The organism is Paenibacillus septentrionalis (genome assembly GCF_042659865.1).
Lineage (GTDB): Bacteria > Bacillota > Bacilli > Paenibacillales > Paenibacillaceae > Pristimantibacillus > Pristimantibacillus septentrionalis.
Genome location: NZ_JBHSTE010000001.1, coordinates 940,376 through 961,790 on the forward strand (window position 1 = coordinate 940,376; position 21,415 = coordinate 961,790).

Below are 21,415 nucleotides of genomic sequence, written 5' to 3' on the forward strand. Positions count from 1 at the left end.
ATAGCGGTTGATATACCTGTCAATTTATAGGTTTCTGATTATAAAATATCTTTTAATAATCTTTGACTCGTGGCATCTAGTTGCTGCCAATCCTGTATATCACATCTTCTTCCATCGAGGTCAGATAATATAATACGGTTTCCTCCTGGAAAATGAATGTGCTCATGTAAATTTCGCATAATAATGCGGATAGAACCGAGATGCGTTTCCAGTTCCCAAAACCAACGATCCGACTTTTGCTTGATCGAATGAATTTTCATAACTTTTGGCAAAAAATATCGAAGCTCTATCTCTTCTTTCAATTGTGCAGCACTGTCTCGATCAAGTTTTGATAGGTCACGAATAATCCCTATCTCATCCCCCTCTTTATTTCGAACTGAAACGTAACCGCTTGTATGATGCATCGGAAACGCTAGGTATATGAGCAATTCGTGATAGGTCTTTCCAGCAATGATCCCTTGCAAGACGCCTCCCTCGCCACGATAGATATAGCAATCGTCTGGCGAAAGGATACGAATATCCTGAACACTCATTATGATCCCACTCCTTTAATTTTTGACATTTCCATTTGCGCATCAACCAGCTTGCGATAGACACCGTCTGTTTTTTCCAGCAGCTCCTCATGTGTCCCAAGCTCAACCATTTTTCCTCGATCCAAAACAACCAATCGATCCGCATTGCGTAAAGTTGAAAGGCGATGGGCAATTGCAAACGTTGTTCTGCCTTTTACCAAGTTTGCAAGCGCTTCTTGAATTTGGCGTTCTGTTTCCGTATCCACCGAAGCCGTTGCTTCATCAAGAATTAATATTTTCGGATCATGAATAACAGCTCTAGCAATCGCAACGCGTTGTTTTTCGCCGCCAGACAGCTTGTGTCCGCGCTCGCCGACACGAGTATCATAGCCATCGGGCAGGCGAACGATAAAATCGTGCGCATTAGCTATTTTTGCAGCACGCATAATATCCTCCGGGCTTGCGTCAGGCTTCGAATAAGCGATATTTTCGGCAATTGTCCCGTCAAACAAGAAGGTTTCCTGCAGAACAACACCAATTTGTCTTCTTAGCTCTGTCTGTTCGATGTTGCGTATAGATACACCATCAATCGTAATTTCGCCTTCATCGACATCATAAAAACGACATAGCAAGTTGATGAACGTTGACTTCCCCGCACCGGAATGTCCCACCAGACCGATCATTTCTCCTGCTTTAACATCAAGGTTAATATTTTTCAAAACGGGATGATGCTTTTCATAGCCATAGGTCACATCCTTGAGAACCACATCCCCTTTAATTTGAGAAAGCTTGACCGCTTGTGGATGATCGGATACATCGGCAGGCGTGTCCATAATTTCGAATATGCGATGTGAAGCTGTCATAGCCCTACTCGTCCAGCTAATCATTTGACTCAGCCATTGAATTGGACCAAAGAGCATTCCCAGGTAAGCAACAAATGCGAGCAGCACACCTAACTGCAGCTCACTGCTTAGTACCTGTTGACCTCCTAGATACCAAATGAGCACCGTACCAAGACTCGTAATAAGACCGAAAGCCGGAAAGAAAAATTGCCACATTTTTTCAGAGCGCATATCGTGGTAAACGACTTCTTTATTGGCAGCATGATAGCGCGTCAATTCCATCTTTTCTTGTCCAAAGGCTTTTATGACACGAATCCCCTGCAGCGTGTCTCCAACCTGCATATTTAATCGGTAGATGGCACGCCATTGCTGATATAATCGACGCCCGACCTTAGGCCATATTGTTACGGACAAAAACACGAGAAACGGTATAGGCGCTAATGCAAGCAGCGTAAGCTTCCAATCCATTGAAAATATTATGACTAAAATAAATACGAAGCGCAGCAGATGTCCGCCGATATATATGACACCATCGGTCATAAATTGGCGCATCGATTCTGCATCGTTGTTCACTCTGCTAATAAATTGAGAGGTTTGCCTTCTATCAAAAAAAGCTAGAGATAGTTTCATAAGTGATTGATATACATCCTTCCGTATATCCCCCATCAATTTTGAACTGATCGCAACACCAATGTATCCTCGTAATGCCTGCATGCTTGACATGACGACGAGCGTCGCCACCCAGGCAGCAATAACGATAATAAAAATTGTCCCTGTCTGCTGCGGCTGCAGCACATCATCGACTATAATTTTCGTCAGATAAGGCGGAATCAGCTCCACCAGCGTAGTAAGCACCAATAGGCAAAGCGCCATCAAGCCTTTGAATTTGTAAGGCTTTAAATAGCTTAACATTCGCAATGCTGCATATTTTTTGCTCATGCAAACTTCACAAAATTGAGTTCCTTCCTCCAAAGGACTATTGCAGGTTGAGCAATAACGAGGTACATCACTTTTCGTTAAAGTCGGCAGCTCTTCCCCTTGTGCAAGCGCAGATATAAGTTTAGCAGCAAAGCTCATAGGTGAAGTTAGCGAGGACGTATAGCGTGCTGCTACTACTGGCCCTTCTGTTGTTTCCACAATAAGCATGCCACTTCCTATATTGCTTACTGCTCTTGCTTCCTTCATCGTATGTACTGCCATCCTCTTTAACGGAACTGACTGCTGCTCCTGCCATAACACGACCTCATCGTGCGTAATTGCCAGCCATTGAACAGCAATTTTTCCGTCTATATCCAAGTCTGATTTGACGCTGAAAAGCAGCTCCTCATTCAATTGTGACTTGAATATCTCTGGCAACGCTGTAATGTCTACCATATGCTTTTTCATTCCTCTCTTTTTCAACAAGTCTGCGATGAAGAAAGCAGCAGATCAAAATTATCTGCTGCTTAGCTTATTTATTCCTCTTCATTTACTCAATTGGTTTTTCGGGATCTACTATTGCCCAGAAAGCAGGCTTCGCATGTAAAACATCATTGAACAAGAGCGGAGCCTCTGTTCGCTTTATTGGAAAGCCGCTTAACCATGTATGATCATCGGCAATTCCCCAGAACACAACCTCACTTAAAATATCTTGCTTTGCTTTAAATGCTTCGAATAGCTCACGATAGCGAGTTGCCTGCTTGTTGAGCACATCTTCCGGAATGTTGTCTCCAAAATCGCTGCGATCATTCCACGCATATAAGCTCATATCCAGCTCTGTTACGATATTGTCCAACCCAAGCTCTGCAAAACGCTCCATAGATTCGATAACTAAATCCGTTGGCGGCCAATGAATACTAATATGAGTCTGGTGACCTACCCCATCTATAGGTACTCCCTTGTCAAGCAGTTCCTTAACTAACTCATAGATAAGCTCACGCTTAGTAGGATCATCCGTGCCGTAATCATTGATATACAACTTAATATGTTCCCCTCCTGCCTCTCGTGCAGCACGGAAAGCGGTCTCAATATAATCAGTACCCGTTAGTTGATACCAAAGGCTTGCTCGCATTCCATCAGGATCATTAGGTTCAATAACTTCATTCACAACATCCCATGATACAATATCATCTTTATATCTGCTTACGACTGTCCGGACATGGGAATCAAGACGCTCCAGCAGCAGCTGTTTATTCGCTTCCTGTTTAGCAGGATCTGTCTCATCTATCATCGGCTTGCCGTCTCGATCTATGAAAAACCAATCACCAACCTGAGTGTGCCAAACTAATGTGTGGAAGCGAAGCTGCATATTGTTTTCCTTAGCAAACTGTACAATTTGATCAGCTGGGCCCCAATTATATTGATCTTCAGTAGGATGGATGGATGAAGGCTTCATCGCATTTTCTGCAACTATCATATTAACGTGCTTCTTCAAAAGCTCAGCCTTCAATCCTTTAGTTTGAAAAGGCTCGATTGCTGCACCAATTGGAAAATAATCAGCGAATACTTCATGCAGAGAAGGGATATCCTGTTCGACCGATGGCTCTGCAGCTGCTGTAGGTGCTGGTTCGGGCTCTAGCGTCTCCTGAGGAGGGCTTTCACTTTCTTCTGGCAATTCATCCTGCTCCTCCTGAATCACCTGATTCGATACCGCCACATCATTGCTTTCTGACGACTTGTTTCCTTGGTTGCTTGTTACGATGATGATCAGTAGGAGCGCTAGCACAACGGCAGCTGTAATGCCGATGATGACCGCTTGTTTTTTTTGAATACGATTCAACATATGTGCCTGCCTCTCTTGAAAATTAGAAACGCCTTGTGTGAACCTAATACATGCTCAGCACTCGGCGTCTCTTAATTCTGTTATTAACCAACAATCCCCGTTCTTTCAATACTTTCTACAAAGTAACGCTGTACGAATAAATAAATGATGATGAGCGGCAATATTGCCATTAAAATCCCCGTATCCTGAACCATGCTCAAATAGAATGGATCCGCCTGAGATGCATCCCCACCGTCTATTTGCATGCCCAGATTATACGGTAATGACGATAATTGAGTCGCCATCACTTTACTTGAAGTTAAATAGGTTGTGGTATAAAAGCTGTCGTTCCACTGCCAAACAAACGAGAACAGTGTAACCGTAATAATTGCAGGAATCGCATTTGGCAGCATAATACGCGTAAAGGTACTGCTAATATTCGCTCCATCAATATAAGCAGCCTCCTCCACTTCCTTAGGAATACCTCTGAAAAACTGTCTGAAAATGAAAATGTATAACCCTGCCTTCAAAGAATTAGCCGTCATCGATGTTAGTATGAATGGCCAATAGGAGTTCAGCAAATTGACTGGTTTCCCAGTTATTAAAGGAATGATTCCCATTAAGGTAAAATCTTTCAAATTCAAATAAATAGGAATCAAAATGGTAGTCGGTGGAACCAAAATGGTTAACAATACCCCGCCGAACAATAGATTGCTGCCCTTAAACTTGAGACGAGCAAACCCGTAACCAGCCAGTGCGCAAGAGATCGCGGTCAATACCGTCGTCATTGCCGACAACGTAAAGGTGTTCAGCAACGTTTCCCAATAATCCATAACTCTGATAACTTGAACAAAGTTGTCTAGCGAGTAGTTTTGCGGTATCCAAACTACAATAGGAGAATACAAATCAGACTTATCTTTAATGGCAGTTGATATTTTTTGCAGTATTGGGTACAAAATTACGAATGCCAAGCCAAGAATTAGGGTGTACCGTACGAATGACCATAGCCATTTCTTCCAGTTTTCGAATGATAAAAATTTGGATAGACTCAAGCTCCACACCCTCCTTCTATTCGTGATAGAATACTTTTCTTGAAATTATTGCCGTACTAATAGCCAATATGATCGCGATGCACAAGAAATAGATCCACGCCATTGCAGAGCTTAAGCCGAAGTTGAATTTAGTGAAACCAGTCTCGCGAATCAAGCTCGTTAAGGCGTTGCGAGAGAACGAGTCGATAATCGTATACACGACGTTAACGAGAATAAGTGGACTTACCATCGGAAATGTGATTTTCCAAAAAGCCTCGTAACCCGTTGCACCCTCCATTTTCGATGCCTCGTACAATTGGGGCGGTATGGTTTGAATTCCCGCCAGGAAGATCAGGATCTGTACACCTGACAGACTGACAATTTCGTAAATGCGATCCACCGCACCTGTCAAATAAATGACAATTGTTTCACTCACACCCGCTTCCAGCATTAGCCGTTGCAGCTCAAAGCTGCTAAATGCATTAATTACACCTGAACCGCCTGCATTTTGATCGTTTACTGCCTGGATCAAGCTCGTGCTTTCCAACTGTAGAATAACACCAGATGCAAGAATAACGGGTAAGAAAAAGACAGCACGGGCCACCGACCGACCAATAAATTTCTGATTAAGGATAACCGCTAAAAACAAGCTGAAAATAACAATAAGCGGAACATTAACAACCATATTTATAATGGATTCGGTCAAGGTACGGTTAAAGCTGGTATTTACAGTAAGTGCATCAATATAGTTCTTAAATCCAATAAATTCGATCATCATTCCTTGTGCATTTGCAGTAATGGTACTTAAGCTGTAGCGAAATGAAGAAATTAATGGAATCAGGAAGAAAAAGATAAAGCCTAACAGCCATGGCAACACATATAGAAATCCCCAAAACGCCTTTTGCTGCGCATACGTACGCTGTTTCATGCCGAGCTTCAATCCAATTTTCATGAACGATCACCACCTGTTATATAGCCCTCGGCATTAATAGTTTTGCCATCGACTGTTACACTTGTTTGACTGTAATTAACGATGACATACATGCCATTTTCATAGGTTGTTTTATAGAGACCCTCACCTAGCTTTTCGTGACCTATGATGCGTTCTGTACGAACCTGCTGTAAGAAGTCATTGACCTCACTGTATATCTGAGTCGCCTTTTCCAACCATATTTCATAATTTACAGCAAACAAATCATTTTGATCTGTGTCCTTCACCGAATGATTGGGTTCATATATCCATTTGAAGTACACATTGGAGCCGTATTCTAACGTTTTTAGAATATATTGCTTGTCATTCGTATAGGTAGATAGATTATAAGGCGAGCCTGCGTAATCAATATAGCCGCGGATGACCATTTGATAGAATGGAATCGATTCATCCTCTATTTTGAATTTGCTGCTCGTCATCGGTGCATTTGTAATATTCGTAACGTACGGAAGTGCATAAGCGTTTACACCATCTGCAAGCACTTGTTCATGCTGCTCCTGAATCATTTGCAGCGCTTGTATGGAAATCTGTTCTGATTCCACCCGATCTATTTGCTTGTTTTTCAAAAAATCGCTGTTAAGCAAATCTGCCAAATCTCTTAGTGCAATACCGCTCGTATCGTATTGACCAACGCCTTTCAGCATAGATTTAGTGTAACTTTCCACTAAGCGCGGCGATACGATGTAGGATGGTGACTTTTCACGGTCACGTCGATTTAATGCCAGATCAAGCGGATACAATACTGCTGGAATTTCTCTAAGCGTACGGGAAGCCTGATTTCTCTCGTTAAAGCCCTTGTTGGTATTTGCAATAAGTAAGGCTGTCTCAGGGAATAATGCAATGTTCTTTTCCTCAGCATAGGCTACAAAGTTTTTCATGCCTTTGCTGCCGCCAATTCCACTATCTACTGAAACCTTTGAAGGAACCTTATGATCGAGTCCTCCATTAAACCAACCAGAATACTTAACGGCAAGCTCCGTAATTTTTCTTTCCTCAAGCTCTGCAATGATCGCTTTCGCCTGATCAAAGGTCGTTAGCGGCTCCAGCGCTTGATACGGGATACCAGCAAAATGCTTAAGCTTTGTAATGCTGCCAATCAGTTCCAGATAGAACGTGCTTGAGCTGGATGCTTCGCTTATCCGCTGAGGCAGGCCATTACGCTCTTGCAAGTATTGCTGATAGTATTGCGCCATAGCTGAATAAGAAGCCTGATCCTTGCCAAGGAACACATAACGTACTGAAAAATCAGTATTCATCGGATTCTCCTGGAACTTTGGTAGGGATCGACGCTGTCCATTGGCATCTAGCGTTACATCGCCTTTATTGACGACGTAAAAGCTTGGATACACATAATTGTAGCTGTTCAATCGACCACTGATATCAGCGTTAATAAGTGCTGCCGCTGCACCTTGCTCAATAATACCGAGAAATGCACTGTTTTCACGAATCATGCCAAATACGGGCAATCTAACCTTTTGCTCTCTATTCGCATCCTCGGTTGTTTCCATGCTCATATCCAAGCCATAAACTGACTGTTTATATGCTGGGTATTTCGTTTTTCCATTATTAAAGTGAATCAATGCGCCTGAGCCATCCGGAACTAGGATAGAGCCTGTTTCCTGAGCATCTCCTGCCCCAAAAAAGCTCAGCATTGAAATCATATTAACCGGGAATACATCCGGATACTGAATTTCCTCTACAGGAATCGTTGCAATTAAGCTATCCCCATCTAGCGTGTAAACAATGGATGCATAAAAAACTCTCGGCTCGGGCTTCGTTTGCGTAAGATTATGCTCCTCTGCATCCTTGATCAGATCTTCCTCCGTGTATCCGATTGAATCAAATGCCTGCAATGCTCTCTCCAATTGCAGCCCTTGCAATGCACTATCGTTTCTCTCATACACTTCTAGATCTTTATTTTCCCTATACGCAATCAATAGCGCACGCTGCGCTGCTTTTTCCATTTGGCCCGTTAATTCCTCGAATCTTTCCTTGCTCAGCCTCATTGGCAAATCTTCTGATGAGCGCTTCGCCGATCCAAATTGATATGTCACTTTTACGCCGTTTTCTATCGGCTCCACCTTGAGCTGCTTATGTGCAACGCTGTCGGTGTAGGAGTTTATCGAGTTGATTTGACCGAAGGAATTGTAAAAGTCAAGCTTCAGCTGTGCAGACAACATATCCTTATTGATCCCTGATGCCATGGTATCCGCATCTCTTTCTAACGGATTGCTATACCATACTTCGCCGCTTTTTTTCTGAACAACCGCTATCTCGCCAGTTTCGTCACTGACATACAGTTGCAGTTGATCATTTTCCAGCATTCCCTTCATGCCTGCAACCGCATTGCTTGTAAAAGCAGCAGAGACAGGCTTAGCTTGAAGGCTTGTGCTTTCATTTTGAACTTGATTGTCGTTATTTTCTTCCATCGCTTCATTCGCCTGCTGCGTACTTGCACAACCAGCCAAGAGTACAACCGCGATGAATAAAGCGATCCATTTTTTTGCTAACCTCATTGCGATCCTCCCCCTAGCCTCTCATGACGATTTCTTGATAGATGACGGATACGAAGGAAATAATTTGCTGCACCAAGCTAAAAAATAGCAAGCAAAGGAATGCCATAAATCCGATAGCCACCAGTGTCAACAGCATCGTAAAAATCGTTTTAAGCGGAGTATATTGATGCACCGTCATATTACCTACAAATAATAAGAATAAAAACCAAACAACTGCGAAGCTGCCGGAAAAGTAGAAAAAGGCTGTCTCTTCCACTGCAATTAAATTACTAAGCCATATCCAAGGAAAATTAATGATGACTAGCGGAATGAGCGCGAAGCAAGTCGAATTGAAAATTTCAACAAACTTCCCCTCTCCATCCATTAGCGTCGTAAGCGACCAATTCGCAACACACCAGAACAGCACGGGTACAACTACATAGACAACCTCCATTAAGCTGTTCATTGTTTTTGGATTATACAAATTGACTAAAAAACCAGCATATTGAGAGTGCAATATGTTTGTAAGCGCAAGCATAAGTAATATAACAAAGGAGATAATGAGATTTATTTTATTACTGCGCTCATATTTCAGCTCCCAGTAGCCATTAAAGGGATGGATGATAAGATAAAAAGGATATTTTACGACTTCCTTACTCAATGGTGACAATCTTTTTTCCTCCCTTCCATTTACGCACTTTTCTCCAAACTATAAGGACTAGCAGTAATCCTACTATGGACGTCATAATTGTCGGAAAATAAGCTCTCATGATCTCTTTTCGATAAAGTAAAAATGCCTTTGAATATCCTTTGTTGTCGTAGCTTTCCTTGAAGTATTTCATTGCCTCTTTATAATTGCCCTGTCTTAAAAGGGCTTTACCAATACCAGAGTAGGCAAATTCCAAATTGGCATTCATATTAATTGTTTCAAGATATCGTTGAAAAGCTGCTTCCTCATCTCCACGATAATAACTGCGCACCGCCTCATTTAATGTTCGGCCGTAAGCTGTCGTTTTGAAGATCGTAATCTCGCCGAGTGCTTTATCCAGCACGAGCATATCATCGCCAACTCGTTCAATGGCGATCGGCATCGTAAATTCTCCAAGCTGATTTCCTAGTCCGCCAAATACATACATAAGATGTCCGTCACCGTTGTATGTGAATATGCGACCGCGCTTGGAATCCAGCACGGAGTAGATTTCACTATCCCCAACGTCAATATCAATGAGTCTGGAAGGTCCTTCTGCTGATCTGTAACGTACGTCTCCTCTTGGACTGAAGTAGCCTTCTCTTCTTAAAATATCATTGCCCTGAGCATTCAGTTTTTTGATATTTTCGCCCCATTGATCTCCATTGGTTGCGTAAATAAAGCCTTCGTCATTAATGTCCAGATTAGTAAATTCAGTCGGTGTGAATTGTACCATTTGACTGCGCTGCTCTTTGGTAGATAACATCTTCCAAAGATATTCAATCGGATCAACATTCACTCGGTTTGCCCCGATAAAAGTGGTAAAATCACCACTTGCGCTAAATTCCATAAAGCCATCAAACACACCAGTCGCCATGACATAGATACGCTTGGCCTTGTCTACGACTACTCGAACCGGCAAAAATTCGTAGTTTTGCAGAAGCAATTCAGATTGTGGTGAATCGACGATTTGTACAAGCTGTAATTGTTCGTTGAGATGCACGACGCGCTTATTGCCTGTATCTGCAATATAGATCTGATTATCTTCTGTTACGAACATCCCCTGCGGATTAGAAAAGCCGTCCTGCTGACCTCCATTGTTGAAACCATCAATGATGTTTATTAAGGAATAATTTTTATCCATTACGATGATGCGATGATTTCCTGAATCAAGCAAATATATCGTTTGATCCTCTGATACATGCAGATCACTCGGATCTTTAAAGCTGTCAACGCCTAGTTTAGCTCCGGTTACGATATTCGTTGGTTCATAAGCTGCTGGAGATACAACCGTATTGCCCCAGAAGGAGTAATTGTACGAATTGGAAGCACCTTCAGCCTGAACAAGCATAGACCCTGAGCTAAAAAACAATGCACAGCATAGCGTAAGCATCACGAATCTTTTCGACATGCGGTTTAATTTCATGACTGTACCCCCCTTCTACTCTTTCATCCCTGAAGTTGCCATTGTTTGAATGACAGAGCTTTGCGAGATGATAAAGAGCGTAATCGGAACAATCATTAGTATTAAGGCTACTGCAGCTCCGACACCTGCACGAGCAATCCCGCCTTGTACAATCTGGCCTAATGCGTAATTGAGCGTCTTCAAATTCTCGCTATAAATGAAGCTTCCTCCATCTGTTCCCCAAAGCGCTGGAAACTGAAGAATAAGCAACGTTAGCCAGGCTGGCTTTACATTCGGCATAACAATTGTCCAATAAATACGATATTCATTTGCCCCATCGATTTTTGCCGCTTCCAGCAATGCATCGGGAATTTGCTCCATAAACTGCTTCATCAAGAACAATCCCAATGGAAACGCAAGTGAAGGAACGATAATAGATGCATGTGTATTGATCCAGCCTAACCATGACATAACCATGTAGTTAGGAGTTGCTGTAACATGTCCGGAGAACATTAATGATAATACAACGATGGAAAACAACGTTTTAGATCCATAAAACCTATACTTCGCCAATGGATAAGCAGCGGCTGAAGCAAGAATGATGTGCCCTGCCGTTCCAATGATTGTAATAAGCAATGTATTCGTCAAGTAACGAGACAGCGGAACCCACGAATTGCCCATAATCGCTACCAGATCAAAAAAGTTATCCAGCGTTGGATTATTAACAAAAAAACGAGGTGGGAAAATAAATAGTTCGTCCAATGGCTTAAAAGCATTGTTAACCGCATAGATCAGCGGCAGTGCCATAAATGAACCAAACATGGCAAGGAGCACGAATAGCAAGAAACTGACCGTAAACGAGCGATTCAGCTTTCTAGGCGCCCGCAAACGAGCAATTAATTTTAATCCCATCGTTACTCACCCACCTTTCTAAGCAGCTTCTGTGTCAGCAAATTCGTTCCAATCATTAGACCAAACAGAATCGTTGCAATCGCTGAAGCGTAACCCATTTCGAAACGAATTGTACCGTAATCCATTAGATGGGTAACGACTGTATGCGCTGCATAATTGACACTCGGAAAACCGGCTAGTGCAATGGAAATATCAGCTACAGCGAAGGACGCTGTAATTTGCATAACCGCACCAAACATTAATTGAGGACGCATAGATGGCAGCGTGATAAACCACAGCTCCTGCCATCTGTTTCGGATACCGTCGACCGCTGCAGCCTCGATTAAGGATCTGTCGATTGTCTGCAACCCGGCAATAAATGCAAGGAAACTCGTACCCAAGCTTAGCCATAGCTGAACAATCATGACGATCGCCAGAATATACTTCTCATCGGCTAACCATTGGATAGGCTCCAAAATAATGCCGATCTTCATTAGAAACCCGTTAAGATACCCGTAGCTATCACCAGAAAATACGATAAGCCATATAAAGAACACATTCCCAGATATAGATGGCGCGTAGAAAACGAGTGTCATAAAAGCACGGACCTTCGGAGACAACTCGTTAATAATCCAGGCAAAGATAAAACACGCGATATAACTCACAGGCCCTGTAATAACGGCAAATAAAAATGTATTTTTCAATGCGATCATAAACACATCATCATTAAGAAACAGTCGCGAATAATTTTGCCAGCCAACAAATCGTGGAAACTCCAGCATATTGAAATAGAAAAAGCTTAACAGTAAAGAAAAAACGACTGGTATGACGGTAAAAGTAAAAAATATAATCATGTACGGACTCATCAAGATATAGTAATGCTTATTTCTTTTCAGCTCGCCAGCAACACGAGCCAACCTTGATGATTTCATCGGTTGGATGGAGCCCTGTACCGTTTGACTATTCGTTTCAGTTTGCATCGGCTTCCACCTCCACACTAATAAGGTAAATTAAACTCTCTTCGCTTAATCGCAATTTCATCATCGATGTAAAGGATGTAGTCGGATAGTGCCTCACGCGGATTTTCATTGCCATTGACAACTTTTCTGAAAGCATTATCTAAATGTCTTCCAGTAAAATAGCCGCCTGGCACCTGAGGAATCCCTTCGACCCACTGCCATTGACTTTCCAGGTTATTGTAGTCCTTAACTGGCCAAGGCAGTTCCTCCAGCGCTTCAATGTTGGCTGTTGGATAACGTGCAGCCTCGCCCATTAGGCCTTCCATTTCGCGTCCATATTGAATTTGAACATCCTTTGAAGTCCACCATTTCATAAACTCCCACGCAGCTTCTTTATCGACTGCATTTTCAAGCATCATAACTGCTGTCGTGGAGCTTGCAACTTGATGGCTGATTGTGCCATCAGCCTGCTCTGTGCCAGGTACCAGTGTGAAATCCCATAGACCACGAATTTCTGGTGCCATGACCGTTAACAGATTGTACGTTGTATAATCCGCAATTCCGATTGGCATCTCGCCCGTTCTAAAACGATTCGGAAAATCCGCTGTTAGCGGGAATTTGTAATTCGTATAGAATTGCGTCCAGCGCTTAAACATTTCCATAGAAGTTTCTGAATCTAGTGCGCTTCTCTTATCCTCATCACGATAAAATTTTCCGCCGTTTTGATAGAGCAGCATCGCAAACGTTGCGTTCGGCACAAGACTTACGTTGTTCGTTGGATTTTCAAGAGGCAGCCAAAACTCCATATTATGCTTTTGCAGGACAGAAATCATATTATATACGTCCTGCCACGTTTTCGGCACTTCTATTCCTAATTCATCCAAAATATCTTTACGGTAAAACAGCATTGGGAACGATTGCTGCTCCGGAAGTGCGTATACGCCGTTATTGTACTCGTAAGGAACAATACCACTTTTCCGGAAACGGGATATAACAGAATCATAATCTGCGAACTGAGTCAAATCTGCTGCCGCGTTTCTCATTGCATAGTTAATCGGAACATCCTCACCTAATTGCAAGGCAACATCAGGTCCCTCATTCGCTAATGTCGCAGGAAGCAAGATGTTTCCAGGCACTAGTCTTAGCTGTACCGAGATATTGCTTTCTGGTGTAAAGGAATCATCTATCATGCCCTTTAATACTTGTGCCTGATCACGACCTGTTGTGATCCATACTGAAATGGATCGTTGTTTTTGCTCTATATTTCCGATACTGTCGTAATCCTCAGTATAGGAAGCGACTAAAGCACCAAGTTCATGCTTTACATTCTCTAAGAAATTTGCATCAGCTCGCGGAAGCTCAGCATCTGGTGAAGAAACCACCAAATAATCGAGCGTTAGCGGCTGCTCCTTTACTTGTAGAATCCAGGTTCCCAAGCTGCCGACATTGATTTTGAATGTCTGCAGTCGCTTGGCGATTGTTTCTGGAGATTCAACCATATCTCGCAATTGAACAACAGTAGAATGAAGCGCCGAAACTTTATCACTGCGTTCACCAGTCGTTTCCTCGAGATATTCAGCAACGGAAGCTATCGTATCAGCCTGTGTAGAAAATACCTCCAGCAAATCAGGTATGCGCTTCTCCAGTTGATAATCGCGATATGGGTCCGGAGTGTTAGATGTTATCATCAATATTTTCCGATACATTTCATTCAATTGAAGTACGCTTGATTCAATCGTGCGAAGAAGCGGCGCAATATCGCCTAGTGACACCATCATCCTAATACGGTGTGTGCCTTTCGTTAAATGGAACAAGTATGGGTCCTCGCCACCGAGAACGTCCATTTGCCATTCTGTGTTATAGTTAAAACGGATGCGTTTCATTTCCTCAAATGGATATTCGCCATCAATCGTTAAACTACGGGTTGAGTATACGCCACGCAATTGATCCTGCTTGCGCTTTAGTGCTATGTGATACAAGCCATCCTCTTCAACTTCGAATTCCCATTCGATCCATTGACCTGGCAGCTTCCAGTTCACCCCTCCGATTGTGTTTATACGGAGCTTTGAAACGTGATAAGGCACCACTGAAGGACTTGATCGATCTGTCAGAGCATACAGCGTTGGTGATGATTTTTTCGTTGCATCCTCAGCCTGAATAATAATCGATTGGTTGTTAGCTTCGCGAATACCTTCGGCTTCATATTGCTGCTTAAGCTGCTCATAGTTCAAAAGCTCTTTTTCCTGATACAGCTCTATATAGTCGATTGCCATCGGTTCTCGAAGCGCGTTTAATGTAATCGTTTGCTCACCTTGATCAAAATAGAATAAATACGGATCTTCATAATATCCGTAGCCATCTATAAAGGACATAACTTGCCATGATGGCTTTTCAATTTGTCTAGGTCGTAGATCATTGCCGCGATCGTCCTGTCTAATTTCATCGCTAGCATTGCCCCATACTCGATTGAACAATAAAATGTCAGCGCCTTTAAAAGGGATTTGACCATTGATTAAAAACTCTCTTTCGATTGAAGAGCTTTTTCCTTCAATCGGATAATAGTGAATTTTGATGTTATACAAGCCTGCTGTCTCTAATTGGACCTTCCAGCTAATCGAGCCTGTCTCTGGCGTAATAACTGCCTTTCCTGACAAACCTTGATATTGGTCAACAATGTCAAAGCCATCCCCATCTACTTCAGAAAACTGTTCACCTTCGATTCGAATAATCTGATTGGGACGGGACGCATGTTCATGTCTTTGCAAGTAATGAGTATAGTCATTCTCGTTCGACTCGTCCGTTACTGCAATAAAATCACTCATTGCAAGTGCTACATGATTATCAGATGATCGAGAAGGATTATACACTGCAACAGACGTTATAATTAGGGCAAGAACTAGGAAGATAATCACGTAGTTCTTTTTAATTTTTTTCACTTTCTTCCCTCCTTGCGAAGCTGCATCATCATTGTTAGTCCCCATTACGATCTGCATAATGGGGACTAACATTACATTTAAACTTGATGCTTATTGACCATATATTTCATCAATTGCGGCTTGGAACGTAGATTTGTACTTTTCAACTACCGTCGAAACGGATGTTCCTGACGTCAATTCACCTTCAAAATCCCAATATGGCAAGGATGGGAATGTAAAATGATCAATTACGACTAATCCTGCCTGTGCCATTTTTGCATTATTGATATCATCTTCATTGTCGAAATTGCTTTCGAATGAAGCTTGAGATGGATAATCGTACATAGATTCAATGTCATTGATTTTTTCCCAAATGTACATGAGCTGTTCCGGATTATCTACTGCTTTTGGAATCGTTAATGCTTGGTATAACGCTTCGCCAGAATGATATTCCGTTGCACTTGGTCCTTTAGGAAGCGGTACAAAGCCGATATCGTAATCCGCCATATCCGTTTTAATGCCGTTCACCTCATACATAGCTCCTACATACATCAAGGTGTTGCCTTCACGGAAAAATTGGCTTGGTTCTGTCCAATCTCCACCTTCGGTAGGTCTGGATACTTGCTCCGTTGCAAGACGAGAAACAAAGTTTAATGCTTCTAATGTTCTTGGATCATCCAGGTTTTGTTTATCTCCTGAAGTAAGTTCTGCATTATTGGAGAAAAGTGCTGGCTCGAGCAACCCGCGGTTTGCCAGTCCCCAAGTATCTATTTTTCCATCATTGTTTGTATCCTTATTAGCTTCCTTGGCAACCTGGATAAATGTATCCCAGTTCCAATTGTCCTCATTCACGTAATCCTGCAGCGGCTTTAAGCCAAGCTGATTCATAAGTGTGCGATTATAGAAGATTCCTGTTGTATGGTTAGCTTTGTCATCTGTGAAGCCATAGCCTTTACCATCGTAAGTGTACAGCTCTTTTGTAACCTTGACGTTAAAAGCGTTTTCATTTTTCACATAATCATCAAGCGGCCATAATAGATCCTGCTTGACCAGTGTTGGAACCGTATACGTTTTGCCTAGACGAACGATGTCCCCAAGCGGTTCTCCAGCCATTAACGATGCGACAACTTTTGTTTGATACTCGCCATAATCAATAGCAATGTATTCAATGTTAAAGTTGTGTTTTTCCATTAAGGCTTCCAAATTAGCTTTACGCTGGATATTGTCTGGGTTGTCCTCTGGAATTGACATATCCCACCAGGATACGACTTTAATCGTGCGTCCTCCCAAATCAAAATCCATTTCAGGCGTTGCGTTAGGGTTTCCTACGACTACATCTTCTTCAGCGTCATTGTCATTGGAAGGTGTTTGTTCATTTGCTGGAGGTGTTTCACCATTGTTGGAAGGTGTTGTCCCTGAATTACTGCTGCAAGCAGCTAGTATTAATACAAATACAAGGCACAGCATCATTAACATCGTTTTGTTCTTACGCATTTTGCTTCCCCCTAATTGTGTTATGATTACAGTGAAAGTGTAGCGCTTACATCGGAGTTGCAACAACCTTACTCTCTTTAGATCAGTTACCTGTTTAATTATAGATTTCCTTTACTGACAAGGGTTTTCGGGTAACCATCACCATGCAACAAGTAAAGATTTGCACGCTATATAAACATTGGGTTAGTGGTGGTTTTAACGCTTTCTCCAGCCAGACCATTACCCTGACAAAAACAGCCTCAGCATCTGTTTCGATGCTGAGGCTGTTTGTAACCCATATGCCCTTGTATATCTCGCTTTATTATTGGAAATTCCAGTAGTCAAAAGTGAATAAATCGCTGCCAGCAGCACCTCTAAATACAAAGAATAAATTGTGCACGCCATTCACCTTATTGATAAGCTCCGTCGATTGGATGCCAGCTATTGAAGCAGGCACAGTCAGCTCACCGATAAGCTCACCTTCCGGGCTTCCAAGGCGCAGTTCAATGGACGCTGGAGAAGCTCCTCCTGATACAGCTGCATGAAATGAAGCCGCTCCTTCACTTCCGAAATCGACATTAGATACGCCGATCCAATCACCATCATCGATGCCTGTCACCACTCTGCCGCTGCCAGCATCTGCACTCGCCTCTATGCCAATACCGGCATTCCAGCCAATTGTTTCTGCTTCTACACGTTTGAATGGATCTAATGACTTCACTTGCTCTACACCTTTATAATCGGCGATAATTTCTTCAATCGAGCCATCTGCCAGGAAGTTCACTTTGTTTAAATGTGTAGAGCGATAGCCTTTTGGTACCCCCATTGCCTTCGATAGCGTTTGAGCGTGATATGCAATGTACCATGTGCCATGAAATTCGAAAATAACGTGATGATTATTGCCGCCTACGTCAAAGAAATGTCCTGGATTTTTCAAAATCGTATCAGCGTACGTCCATGGTCCCATTGGCGAATCGCTTACCATATAAGCAATTTGCCCGGGAGGCGGGCTGCCTTCCTCACGTGTGCCGTTGTAGAAATTGGAGCAGTACGTATAATAATATTTGCCATTCACCTTATTAATACCAGAGTTTTCGAACATGTAAGGCGCAGGAATCACTTCCGCTTCACCTACAACGCTCACCATATCATCTCCGAGCTTCATAACTCTTGCAGTGTTAGGCATCGCATCCTGTCCTTGTGGTACTCCGCCACCAAAATAGATGTAGCCTTGCCCATCATCATCAACCAGTACCGCAGGGTCAAACAGCCACGTTACGTCTGCTACCCCAGGTGTTTGTCTAGTAATGAGCGGCTGACCAATCGGATCAATCCAAGGTCCTGTAGGACTATCGCTCATCAACACGCCGATATGGCTCGCATTATTAGCGAAGTATAGGAAAAATTTATCCTCACCATTAATAACCTTGTGCACAGCCGCTGGAGCCCATGATTGTGAAGCCCATTTCGCTGCACCTTCACTGCCCGCTACATTGATTTCACCGTGATCGGTCCAGTTCACGAGGTCGTCAGAAGAAATAACGCCAAGCTTATTGATCGTGCTGTACGTGTTGTCCTTAACTTCACCATTCTCATCGTGTTCCAGACGATCATTGGTCATGTACAAATAAACGCGACCGTCATACACAAGAGCATAAGGATCAGCTCCAAACTTAAATGAAACGAGCGGGTTGCCGTAGCCAATCTCTTTGCCTACTGCAGAGGCTGGAGGTGTATAGGAGGCCTTGGTCACTGCTCCGCTTACATCAATGTTTGTTTCTTTCTTATCTGTATCAAAAATCGTTACTTGCTCTACTTTAATTTCTTCATTTTTCATTTCGCTCAACTCCTGGGCTAGTAATAGATTGATTGTAACAACAACTCTGCTTCCATCCTGATTCGTATACATCGGTTTGGTTGAATCTATGCGAGTTATGTGCAGCATAAGCCTATCGCCATCATGGTCAAACGTAATGTCTGCATTAGACATATTCGACCCGTGCGTATGAATGGCACTCACTCTAAATAGCTGTGGCACTTGCATTACAGCTTCAATTCTCTCAATATCCAGCTCTTCCGGCCATTCATCTAGCAGTACCTGAGCTTCATACTCGCTATCCCTGTCCTTGCGTAGCGTGAGCATGCTATCATTCAGATAAGCGGACAGGCTATAGGCTGTCTTGCTGCCTGTGGCTTCAGGGCTAAATCTAAAGAAATCAAAGTCAGCATAGCCTCCAGACTGCTTTGTCGCATAATTAAACAATGCAAATCGATACCCCATAAAATGAGGAATGGTATAGTTCATCTCCAATGTATTGCCAAACAGTTCCCACTCTCTACCATTCAGACTGTAATAAAACTGAGCCCGATCAATCGTAAAATCAAAATCAACTTTAAGATAGATATAGGAATGCGTCAGCTTCTGTCGCGAAATTTCTTCTCCTTTATTCACCATAATGAGATACTGCTCATCTGATTCCTGTGTTACACCAATAAAGCCATACTCCTGCTGAAAAGCAGCCAGCCCTGCAACATCGCCATCCAACATATTCCGCGTGTCCAGTTGAATCCAACCAGAGCTTGTTGGTCCCTGTGCACGCTGCGTAAGCGTATTGCGCGCCTCCAGCAAATGATTGACGACAGAACCAGTGTGAAGTCTTAGGAAGCCTTGCCGCTCTGTAAGCGACCATCTTGTGTTGTCTGGATTATGGTTCCACTGCCATTGCAAGCCAAGCTTCGATCCGTTTGGCATCCCCTCGGCCAGCTCATTTGATGAAAGAGGATTTGACAGCACAGTTACATCATCAACATAAAATGCCATCCAATCCTGTTCCGGATCAGGCTCCGCTGTCCAAGGCGTCTCGATGAATAGATACACAAATGCTGGATCATCCTCGATGGCAAATGTCCCTGTTATTTCAGTCCATTCATTTTTTTTGGCCGTTCCTCTAATAAGATTTTGATAAGTGGTTTCGCCGTTAACAATCTTTCTTGCTGTCAATACAAACTCCTTGGATGCAGGTCCTTCTGTATACTTAACTTTAAAGCTTGCAAGATATCGTTCTCCGACGTTAATTTTTCCCGTCACATTTTGTTCAATGCCAGCATAAGTTGCCTTGCGATTAAAAATATGTGCAACTTGGTTTTCATTCGACTGTGCATCAGCTATAACTTGAATGCTCGCCTGATCCTTGCCGCTCCAATCCGCAATGCCACTGTTAAATGAACCGTTGACGATCAATTCAACTCCACCTGATGGAGCTGTTGATGGTACTTGATTGTTTTCAGCGTTCGATGCCGTTGCATGATCTGTTGTCTGGTAAAATTCATCGCTTTTTGTTAATGCAGTCGTAAAATCGCTAATTCCTGGTGCTGTGAATGTTAATGGAACCTTGCCTTCTTCCCCATATACCGGCCAGTCTTCCTCCCATTTAACAGGAACAAGCACTGGAACTCTACCGACAGCATCATGATCCTGAAACAGCATAGCATACCATCTGCCATCTCGTGTCTCAACGAGTCCACCTTGAGCAACGCCATTATGCTTATAGCCCATAGTATCGCTTAAAGCAAGCCTACCCTCATATGAACCGTCTAGCTGGTCAGCACGGTAAATGTATTGTCTACGAATTTGCCCCTTCTCCCACCAGATTGCAGTGATGTAGTACTTGCCGTTGATTTTATAAGCATGCGCCCCTTCCATACCTGGCTTTCCAGATGTCAATATTTCTTTATTAAGTCCATCTGGCTTAATAGCCTTATAGTCCGAGGTCAGCTCTTTAATTGAAAAGTTTTCAACGCCATAAATGATATAGGCCTTACCATCATCATCAAACAATAGAGCGGGATCATGCAAATATTCATTAAACTCCGTTCGTTCCCAGTGGCCACTCGGGTCTTGCGCAGAGAACAAATACGTTTTTCCCGAATCAAGTGCTGCGGTAAGCACATAAAACGTTCCATTATAATGCTTTAAACTGCTTGCCCATGTGCCTTGACCATACACATTCATGCCATTTCGCATATTGTGCGCGTCATTTTCCTCCAACCGCTCATATGGATATCCTACTATTTCCCAATTAACTAAATCCGTTGATTTCATAATAGGAGAACCAGGCATCATATGCATGCTCGTGCTCACCATATAGTAGGCATCATCCACTCTAATGACATCTGGATCAGGAACATCAGATAAAAAAATAGGGTTGGCCGCCATTGATCCATTAACAACTGGAATTTCTTCATTCTGCTGATCCTGTTGCTTTCTATCAAGCAGCCATACGCTCACGATCACAATACAGACGATTGACAGCAAAAGAACCATTTTCCGTTTACTTGCATTCACCTTTACAGCAATCCCCCCAATACCGATTATACAAGTATACGTAATAGGGTAATGCTTCTGTGCTGTCACAACAACCCGTCAAACTGAAGAGAATTGCCCCTCAACTTATAGGTTCAAATATAAAAAGC

Annotated in this window: 13 protein-coding genes; all 13 read right to left on the bottom strand. The window is 42.8% G+C overall.

Annotation, left to right across the window (positions count from 1 at the left end):
• Nucleotides 1–38 precede the first annotated feature (38 nt).
• The 13 genes from ACFP56_RS04325 to ACFP56_RS04385 all read right to left on the bottom strand — a co-directional run bounded on the left by ACFP56_RS04325 (nt 39) and on the right by ACFP56_RS04385 (nt 21,287).
• Nucleotides 39–533, bottom strand: coding sequence for a DUF1854 domain-containing protein (locus tag ACFP56_RS04325; protein WP_379231490.1), 495 nt, complete (start codon nt 531–533; stop codon nt 39–41).
• The gene (locus ACFP56_RS04330) at nt 533–2,740 is read right to left on the bottom strand and encodes an ABC transporter ATP-binding protein (protein WP_379231492.1); all 2,208 of its coding nucleotides are present in this window, start codon (nt 2,738–2,740) and stop codon (nt 533–535) included. The genes ACFP56_RS04325 and ACFP56_RS04330 overlap by 1 nt, the downstream gene beginning before the upstream one ends.
• A gap of 82 nt (nt 2,741–2,822) precedes the next feature.
• Nucleotides 2,823–4,115, bottom strand: a complete 1,293-nt coding sequence (locus tag ACFP56_RS04335; RefSeq protein ID WP_379231494.1) for an endo-1,4-beta-xylanase — start codon at nt 4,113–4,115, stop codon at nt 2,823–2,825.
• Nucleotides 4,116–4,198: 83 nt separating this feature from the next.
• Nucleotides 4,199–5,146 carry a carbohydrate ABC transporter permease gene (locus tag ACFP56_RS04340; RefSeq protein WP_379231496.1) on the bottom strand — a complete coding sequence of 316 codons (948 nt, stop codon included), beginning with the start codon at nt 5,144–5,146 and terminating at the stop codon, nt 4,199–4,201.
• A gap of 16 nt (nt 5,147–5,162) precedes the next feature.
• Nucleotides 5,163–6,077, bottom strand: a complete 915-nt coding sequence (locus ACFP56_RS04345; RefSeq protein WP_379231498.1) for a carbohydrate ABC transporter permease — start codon at nt 6,075–6,077, stop codon at nt 5,163–5,165.
• On the bottom strand, nt 6,074–8,632 hold the full coding sequence (locus ACFP56_RS04350; protein ID WP_379231500.1) for a DUF5696 domain-containing protein: 2,559 nt from the start codon (nt 8,630–8,632) through the stop codon (nt 6,074–6,076). Before ACFP56_RS04350 ends, ACFP56_RS04345 begins: the two co-directional genes overlap by 4 nt.
• A 13-nt stretch (nt 8,633–8,645) precedes the next feature.
• Nucleotides 8,646–9,272: a YIP1 family protein gene (locus tag ACFP56_RS04355; RefSeq protein WP_379231784.1), complete on the bottom strand. Its 627-nt coding sequence runs from the start codon at nt 9,270–9,272 to the stop codon at nt 8,646–8,648.
• On the bottom strand, nt 9,265–10,725 hold the full coding sequence (locus tag ACFP56_RS04360; RefSeq protein ID WP_379231502.1) for a hypothetical protein: 1,461 nt from the start codon (nt 10,723–10,725) through the stop codon (nt 9,265–9,267). Before ACFP56_RS04360 ends, ACFP56_RS04355 begins: the two co-directional genes overlap by 8 nt.
• A gap of 15 nt (nt 10,726–10,740) precedes the next feature.
• Nucleotides 10,741–11,616 carry a carbohydrate ABC transporter permease gene (locus tag ACFP56_RS04365; RefSeq protein WP_379231504.1) on the bottom strand — a complete coding sequence of 292 codons (876 nt, stop codon included), beginning with the start codon at nt 11,614–11,616 and terminating at the stop codon, nt 10,741–10,743.
• Nucleotides 11,617–11,618: 2 nt separating this feature from the next.
• Nucleotides 11,619–12,575, bottom strand: a complete 957-nt coding sequence (locus tag ACFP56_RS04370) for a carbohydrate ABC transporter permease (RefSeq protein WP_379231506.1) — start codon at nt 12,573–12,575, stop codon at nt 11,619–11,621.
• A 17-nt stretch (nt 12,576–12,592) separates the two neighbouring features.
• Complete coding sequence (locus ACFP56_RS04375) at nt 12,593–15,490, bottom strand: extracellular solute-binding protein (RefSeq protein WP_379231508.1); 2,898 nt, start codon at nt 15,488–15,490, stop codon at nt 12,593–12,595.
• 90 nt (nt 15,491–15,580) lie between these two features.
• Nucleotides 15,581–16,963 (bottom strand): extracellular solute-binding protein, encoded by a 1,383-nt coding sequence (locus tag ACFP56_RS04380; RefSeq protein ID WP_379231510.1) that lies wholly within the window; start codon nt 16,961–16,963, stop codon nt 15,581–15,583.
• A gap of 301 nt (nt 16,964–17,264) precedes the next feature.
• Nucleotides 17,265–21,287 (bottom strand): family 43 glycosylhydrolase, encoded by a 4,023-nt coding sequence (locus ACFP56_RS04385; RefSeq protein WP_379231512.1) that lies wholly within the window; start codon nt 21,285–21,287, stop codon nt 17,265–17,267.
• Nucleotides 21,288–21,415: the final 128 nt, after the last annotated feature.